6 protein-coding genes are annotated in these 8,010 nt (G+C 45.8%); 2 read left to right on the top strand and 4 right to left on the bottom strand.

Features of this window, described 5'->3' with window-relative positions; translation table 11 throughout:
• The 4 genes from AC3A14_RS00975 to AC3A14_RS00960 all read right to left on the bottom strand — a co-directional run.
• On the bottom strand, positions 1-2,463 hold a 2,463-nt coding region (locus AC3A14_RS00975; protein ID WP_487778891.1), incomplete at its 3' end, for a HAMP domain-containing protein.
• A 126-nt stretch (positions 2,464-2,589) separates the two neighbouring features.
• On the bottom strand, positions 2,590-3,120 hold the full coding sequence (locus tag AC3A14_RS00970; RefSeq protein ID WP_318701055.1) for a chemotaxis protein CheW: 531 nt from the start codon (positions 3,118-3,120) through the stop codon (positions 2,590-2,592).
• 46 nt (positions 3,121-3,166) lie between these two features.
• Complete coding sequence (locus tag AC3A14_RS00965) at positions 3,167-3,532, bottom strand: response regulator transcription factor (protein ID WP_271937580.1); 366 nt, start codon at positions 3,530-3,532, stop codon at positions 3,167-3,169.
• Between the two features lie 164 nt (positions 3,533-3,696).
• A complete protein-coding gene (locus AC3A14_RS00960) occupies positions 3,697-4,965 on the bottom strand; it encodes a response regulator (protein ID WP_318734906.1) in 1,269 nt (422 codons plus the stop codon).
• Between the two features lie 586 nt (positions 4,966-5,551).
• On the opposite strand from AC3A14_RS00960, the gene hmpF reads away from it, so the two are divergent.
• Together hmpF and AC3A14_RS00950 are read left to right on the top strand one after the other, a co-directional pair.
• Positions 5,552-7,273 carry a pilus motility taxis protein HmpF gene (hmpF, locus tag AC3A14_RS00955; protein WP_318723141.1) on the top strand — a complete coding sequence of 574 codons (1,722 nt, stop codon included), beginning with the start codon at positions 5,552-5,554 and terminating at the stop codon, positions 7,271-7,273.
• 113 nt (positions 7,274-7,386) lie between these two features.
• On the top strand, positions 7,387-7,989 hold the full coding sequence (locus tag AC3A14_RS00950; RefSeq protein ID WP_318701051.1) for a hypothetical protein: 603 nt from the start codon (positions 7,387-7,389) through the stop codon (positions 7,987-7,989).
• Positions 7,990-8,010 lie beyond the last annotated feature (21 nt).

Below are 8,010 nucleotides of genomic sequence, written 5' to 3'. Positions count from 1 at the left end.
AGCGTTCAACGCTAATAAGTTGGTTCGTGAGGCAATTTGGGCAATCAAAGCCACAATCTTAGAAATTTCCTGGGAAGATTCGGCTAACCGTTTTACTTTACGAGTCGTTTCTGCCACCGTTTCCCGAATTTCCAAAATACCCGCCACTGTTCGCTCTACCGACTCTCCACCTTTACGGGCTGTGTCATTTGCAGAACGGGCGACTGCTTCTGCCTGGCGAGCGCTTTCCGCTACCCGTTGAATGGAGTCCGTCATCATTTGTACTGAATTCAGGGTTACCGCTAGTTCTTCTGCTTGTCTCAAAGCATCTGCGGCTAACCCCCGGGCAAAGGTTTCACTATCGGCGGAGCCTTTGTTTACTTGCCGAGCAGCTACGGTTACCTGTTGTACAATTTCCCGCAGGTTTTGAATGGTGAGGTTGAAGGAGTCGGCTACCGCCCCAAGTACGTCAGCCGTAACTTCAGCTTGAACGGTGAGGTCTCCACGAGCAGCTCCTTCTACATCGTCGAGTAAGCGAATCACTTGGCGCTGAAGGTCTTCTTTTGCTGATTCGTTTTCAGCCGCTTTGCGTTGGGACTCACTCATGGTGGTGAGGACATTTCTGGCCATAACGTTGAAGCTCTCTGCCAGATAGCCCATTTCGTCTTCACCATAGACTGTGGCTTGCGCTCCCAGTTGTCCAGAGGCAACCTTTTCAAATTGGGCTTGCAGTTCGTCCGTCGTCTGCTTGACCTGCTTTGTTACTTTTTTGCCTAAAACATAAGTAGTTGCACCGGAAAGACCTCCCGGCAGTAGAATCATCGCTAGTTTGTGAAAGGCTTTGGCATCACTCGCCGTTGTATAAATCACAGCAGCGATCGCAAAAGCAGAACTCAACCCAGTGCCAATCGCGCTATATAAATTTTTGGTAATCAGAGGAGCATTATCAAAGAAGCTCAATGGGCCTTGATCCACCGACACACTCGGTTCTACTGGCCGTTGAGATTTACCGGTAAAGGTGGGAATAGTATCTGTATTACTATTAGAGAGGCTAAACATCTCTTCTTCGAGTAATGCAGAATTATCATCAGTCGGATCAAAATCCTCATCCAGAGTAATTCCACTGTTGGTCATCCCAGCCACAGAATTACTCTTAAAGTTGGTCGATAGCTCAGATGAAGGGTCATCAAAGCCAGAAAACTCATCGAGAACTTTATCATCAAAGGCATCAAATTCATCGAGGAAGTCTACTGCCCCATTACCATTTTGGGCTTCTGAGATACCTGAATCGGTTTCAAATTGATCTAAACCTTCATCAAATCCAAAACTTTCTGTATGAAACCCAGATTGAGTCTGAAATCCAGATTCTGTAAAATCGGCGATCGCCTCGCCACTCGTCCCATTCGTATTAAAACTATCCTCATCTCCAATTCCTTGCCACAGATGACTATCAGAGAGGGTTTGATCGCTGGTGAGGGCACTACTGCCACGGCCATTTTGGCTTAGAGATAGTTCTCCGCTTCTCTCATGATGCCCATTCACCGATCCAGATGAGCTACCCACAAATAGGGTAGGACTCTCTTCCATGGTTAATCCTGGGCCTTGTAAATCTTCTATAAATTCTGAAGGCTCCGGTTTTAGAGATTCTGCTGTTGAGTCCTCTAGCCCTAGGGTTTGTGGGTGAGAAGAATTAAACGCTTCCCGATCGTCTGGGAATTCCGATGGATCAAAGGCAATCCCTTCATCCGCTTCGAGTACGGCTCCCATTTCCTCTGTTAAATCTATATCTGTGGCAAAGGGGGAGAAGGATTCTTCTTCTAAGTTGTAGGAATCTTCTTCTAACTCAGCTAAGGATTCTCCAGCAAAGATATCATCTTCTAAGGGTTCTGTTTCTTGCTGCAATTCTTCTAGTTGTTCATGAGCGACCGTAAAGGGGTCATCATCAGCCAACTCTTGATCGTCAAAATCCTCCTCTTCATCCAAAGACTCTAAAGAGGCGTAATCTAAGGAGGGTTCTTCTTGGAGATCGTTCTCTTCTAGACTTTCTGTATTCATACTTAGATCGCCGATCATTTCTGTATGGATAACTTCCTCTTCACTCTCATTTTCACTGAGTTCTAAATCTTGCCATTCTGAAGCAATTTCTTCTTCATCTAACTCTTCCATGGGTGGGATTTGACTCGAATCGTCTTGCAAATCCGTCCCCACGGTATGATGGGTTGAGAATTGGTCTACATCTGCTAATCCTTGATTGGCATAATCCATAAATACTTCATCGGAAGTAATTTCTAAAACGGATTCATACTCTTGACGTGCTACCGTATATTCTTGTAATCCATAACAATAAATATGACCTCTGAGTAAGTGCGAGTTGGGATCGTCAGGAAAGTGTTCTACCAACTGATCGATAATTGAGGCCGCATCTTCATAGCGTCCTTGAACATAAGCGGTTTCTGCTTGTTGATACTCTGTTGCATAATCCATCCCATAGCCCCCCAAAACACGATAGTTTGACTGGTTAATTTAATCTACTTGCTGACTATATTATGATCCCCGATTGATAGTTAAGCGTATTAATCTGGAGTTTTATCCAGTTAGGTTATCCCAATTTTAGGCTGCCCACCTCGCCGATCGCAAAATAGCTACTTGGTTGAGCAACCATAGATATTGGTTCTTTTCTTCATCAATCACCCATTCTCCACGCACAAACGGTTCCATGGTATCAGCGATATTGGTCGCTCGTTGGAGTTGTTCCGCATCGAGCCAATCCATCCCCCCCATACGATCTATGGCCAAACCTAGCATAGTATCTTGGTCTTCGATCGCAATCACAGGGAGTTCGGAGCGATCGGTATTTAAGGGAATCTGCTCTCCTAAGAATTGTCCCAAATCGGCCACCCAAATCACCCGTCCGCGAATATTCATCGTTCCTAACAACAGAGGAGAAACATTGGGAATCGGAGTAATCCGATCTGGGGGAGATTCAAAGACTTCTTTAATGCCAATAGCATTCAGAGCCAGTTCATGGCCAGAGGGGAGAAAAAATCTCAGATGTAATTCTCCTTCTGGATTTTGGAGTTCCTGAAACTCAGTGACTTGCTCGGAGTCTATCTCATGGAAGAATTCAGTATTACCTACCATAATGTTTGTTGGTTTGGGGGCTGAGGGATTGAATTGAGGAGAGCCATTAGCTGCGTAAGAGTTGTTTAACCGTTCCTACCAACTCAGTGGGCTGAAAGGGTTTGGCGATGTAAGCATCTGCCCCTTGTTTCATTCCCCAATAGCGGTCAAATTCTTCTCCCTTGGAGGAACACATGACCACAGGGACATGCTGAGTCTTCTTGTCATTTTTAATTCGCCGACAGACTTCATAACCATTCATACGGGGCATAACGATATCCAAAACCACTAAATCAGGAAGATTATTTTGAATATTTTCTATCGCTTCTACACCATCACTGGCAATGCTGACTTTGAGACCACTGTCCGTGAGGAGATCGGTAATCATCTGTCGCTGGGCGGGGCTATCTTCTACTACTAAAACGCTACTCATAAGATTATCCTACTACTGGGCTATCGTGTCCTTTAGGTTGGGGCTGAAGGTCTGACTAACATAACGATGGGTCAGCTCTCCAAGTATCTCTAATTTATCGAATAAAGTGCCGTATCTGGCCACTTGATGGGATTTTTATTGGAGATTCGGGGGAGGGAAAGAGGTTAGGAATTGGCTAAGTCTCCAGAGGGAGGCGTGAGGGGTTCTAAATCGAGTTCTGAGGCGATCTCATCATCCAGGATGCGATCGGGAGAAGGGTCAGTTTTTCCTCCTTTACCAATGTATTTTTCCAAAACCATCAATAATTCTCCCTGGCCAAACGGTTTGGTTAGATAATCAGTCGCTCCTACCATCCGTGCTTTCAGGCGATCGATAAACCCATCTCTGCCGGTGAGCATGACAATTGGGGTTTGCCGAAATCGGTTAGATCGCCGTAACATCGCACAGATTTCATAACCATCTAATTCTGGCATGGCAATATCACACAAAATTAAATCCGGTTTGAGCTGGAATACTAAACTCAAGGCCCGCAGAGGATTGGTAATGCCAGCCACTTCGTAACCACTCGCTTGCAGAATTTGTTCAACTGCTTTACATAAGGCTACCCCATCATCAATAAAAACAACACGGGGAGGACGCATAGGCTTGAGGTCTTCGGGTATCCAATCCGGTTCTGGGGAACTGAGATAGCTCAGTTGAACCCAGCCTTTTTGTACAAAGGGATAAATGGCTTTGGCGACGGTGAGAATATCCCCATTTAAGTAACGGGAAATTTGGCGGATGGAGGTTTGTTTATTGGCCCAGGAAGCAAGAATTTTAAATCGCTTTTCATTCAGGTGTTGGCTCAGTTCTGCGGCATCACAAAGGACGGGACATTGATCGGGAGATTGGATCTGGGGATGAAGTTGGTTCCATTGTTGAACCTGTTTGAGGACTTTGGTCACTAAAGGGCCAATTTCGAGAGGAGTCAGTTGGGGGGCTATGGGAGGACCGAGTTCAAACATAAATGATCCATTATGCAGGGAGAACAGATCAAAGAGGGTTTCTTGAACCATGCTTTTAATGATACTACGTCCTTGGGCTGGGGTGAGGCTGTGGTTTTCTAGCATCGCCCAGAGGTAGCCGTATTCGGGGGCGTTGGTGGCAGCAATGGTGGGGACCTTAATCAGATCGAGGGCAGAAGCGACTCCATAGCGATGAAGATGATGACGTAGGCGCACTAGAGAACTATTGGTGTCTGAACCAGCATAGATGATTTTGCCATTGGCAAAAAAGACAAACCAACATTGAGGGGGCAGACGCTGGGGGCGATCGCTTCGATTAAACTGGGGTTGAGGACTATAGCTCTCAACACACAATTCCCCCGTGCGCTGTCCTAACTCAATGAGCTGGAAAATGCTGCGAATGTCAATCTCGCTTAAGTGTCCCTGCATTAGGTCTTCATTCTGTTGGTTACATGCTACCGCTTAAGTCCAGGCTGAATCCTCTTTCTTAGAACCCATGGCCCTAAAGCTATTGTAAGTCCTTACGATCGCAGGTATTGGCTTTGAATCGGATGAGCAGAAGGCAGGAGTCACCGTTCCTGTCTATAGGAAAGGAAAAGCCAAGGGGTTGACAAGGGTAGGTGAGTTTTAAGCTAAACTAATGGCAATGGGCAATCAACCTTTAATCATCCCTTAAAAAGGCTAGACCCTACCCGAGTATGCCCTGCCCCAATGAGCTGCTCGATCATACTGCATCTGAGCTTGGGAGAGTAAACCATTCACCCAAACAGTAATAAATTTTGTAAAGTGGGTTGGGGCTGAAATCAGGATAGGGATTGAATCAAAAGCCAGGTTCAATGGACTGTATAAGATGGCTAAATACCTAAATCTGATGCTCAGTTCAGGTGCGATCGGTAAAACTAACCCAGGTAGGGGTTTCCCTAAATTGCCTAGAGCAGTCAAAATAAAATAAAGATCAGGGAGAGTTTACCCCAGGATCGGTTGATTGATGGACGCATAAACGAGGACTATCAGCGTGCTTTATCTAGCGGAAGTACAAATCCAGAAGGGGTTCATGGGCAATAAAGCCATGATTAAACTGCTGGCGTGTCAGCGCAGTGAACAAAATTGGAGTTCGGTCTCAGAAGAACTGATTGAATTGGCAGAACCAGGAACCTTAAAAGATGGAGCGCTGGTTTTGGTTGAGGTTTCCAATAAGAAGATTCAACGACCCCCTCAAGATGCGGCTCGTCCTTTGATTGGGATTTTGCAGAAGTTTTCCACCCTTCAGGGAAAATTTGAAGGCCAAGAAGAGGAAATTGAACAATGGAAACAGTCCTTGACGTTTCAGGCTCAAGAGTTGAATCGTCGGGAAATGGAGTTGGTGGCGCGAGAAGATGAATTGGCCCAGTTAGAGGAAGAGGCGGAGAAATTAGAGGAGAAGCGGCAAGAAATTGAGTCGTTGTCGGGGGAAGCTCAACGACAACGGGAAGAGTTTGAGCGCAAAAGCCAGGAGTTGGAAGGAGCTTGGGCCCATTTACGGGGTGAGCAACAACGACTAGAGGAGCAACAGGGGGAACTCTCGGCAGCAACGGTGCTTGATGAGGAGAAAGCGGGCCAAATTCGACAGTCTTTGCAGTCTTTGTCGGAGGCTCTAGCGCCTACGGAAACTCTCCGAGAAGCGGTGGAGCAAATGTCTGGGACAATTTCTGAAGAGCAAAAAGTTCTTGACCAACATTGGCAAAAACTTGAGGAGTCGAGAGGGCAAACGAGTCAACAGGAAGGGGAGATTAACCAATTAAAGACGACGATTAATAGCCGTTGGCAAGAGTGGAATGAGGCGCAAGGGGTTCTGGAAAAGGCGCAGATTGATTTGAAAACTCAAGAGAGTCTTTTACAAGTCAAGCAAGATTTACTGCAACCGATGCAAAGTCATTTGAGTCAGACGGAGCAGTTGTGTCAACAGCTTCAGGAGTTGGCGGAAGGCTCGGGAAAACCTACGGTGAGTATCGATCGCCAGGCTTTGGAAAATCTGCCGATTGATGAGCTACAACAACAGGTTGGCCAATTGGAAGAAGACTTGAAACGCGCCTCGGGGTTTGTGAAGGATCAGGAAGAGGAATTAGGGTATCAGTTAGAGGCGATCGAGGAACTTAAGCAGAAGATTGAACAAGCAAGTGAATACGATCGCCTCAGTTTAGAAACGGAATTATCAAGTGAGCAAGAAAGTTATGATTTCTTGAATGAATCGCTGGTGGGTTCTCGCCGGAATTTAGCTGAACGAGAATTTGTGTTTAAAGTCCATGAAAGTATTCTTCGCCAACGGCAAGGCTATCCAGCCGAACCGGGACAGGAGGGACTGCTCGATTTTGGGCCAGTTCTAGAAGCGGCTGAGAGCCAACGGCACTTGCAAAGCGAACAAGTGCAACGGATGGAAGCGGAAATTAGCCAGATCCAGGCGGCGATTGGGCAAGCTCAGGAATTGGTCAATAGCCAAATGTCCGCTCAAGAAACAAAGCGCAATGAAATTAAGCAGTTGGAAGAAACCTTCGCTCAACAAGAGCAACAGTGGGTTGAAGCCAGAGGTAAACTTGGGGTTTATGAGCAGATGCTCCAACCCCTGCAAGACCAATTAGCCCAATATCGGGAGAAAATAGAGCAACTCCAACAGGGAATTGTGGGGATTCAATCAACCAACGATCGGCAGTTACAGGCGATCGCTCAACTTCAGCAAACTGTTACGGAATTAACTCAGTAAGTCTAGCCTTTAACCTTGTCTCCTTTTTATCTCCACCTCTTAGCCTTCCCAAGAGGTCGCCCAATACCACCAACAAAACCTCCATGAACTTATGGCCAATAAACTCCTTTGCTATGTCCAAGGTTTACAGCACTGAAGATTTAATTGCCATATTGGCCCAAGAGCGTCAAGCTTGTATGAGAGGAGAGCGTCTAAATCTAAATAGCCAGCTCTCTGGTCATCCCATTATTGACCAATTTGTAGCTGTTGAAGGGGTTCAGAACTTTATTGCCTACAAAGATTTTCAATCCACCATTCATCAGTATCAGAGAGAGTACCAAGTTTCAGGAATTATCTGGCAAGAAATCCTCATTCATCAACAAACGTTGCACTATCCAACAATTCACGACCAACTGATTGCCTTACCCCAAGATTTAGATATCCTGCAACAGGCCAAATCTAACATTCTCAATTTTTGGCATCAAGTAACAGTTGCTATGGATATCTTTATTGCTGATGGTCGCCGATATCAAAAGATTACCCATCAAGATATTGAGCCGATTTCCCAGCGCACCCAATGGGCCCTCATTTACAAATGGGAAAATCCTTCCTATTTAGAGATAGTGTTGCAACTCGGTTGGGGACAACCTACAGAAGCATCCTATCAACGTAGTCTACCCCACTCTGGAAGTCGCTCTATTCATGCCGTTTATCCTGGAACTCACCCCATTGGTTGAAAGGCTTGAATAAATTTTAAA

The sequence above is a fragment of the Roseofilum sp. genome (genome assembly GCF_982964205.1).
Note: the sequence above shows the minus strand (reverse complement) of the source record. Positions and strands in the feature narration are given on the sequence as shown.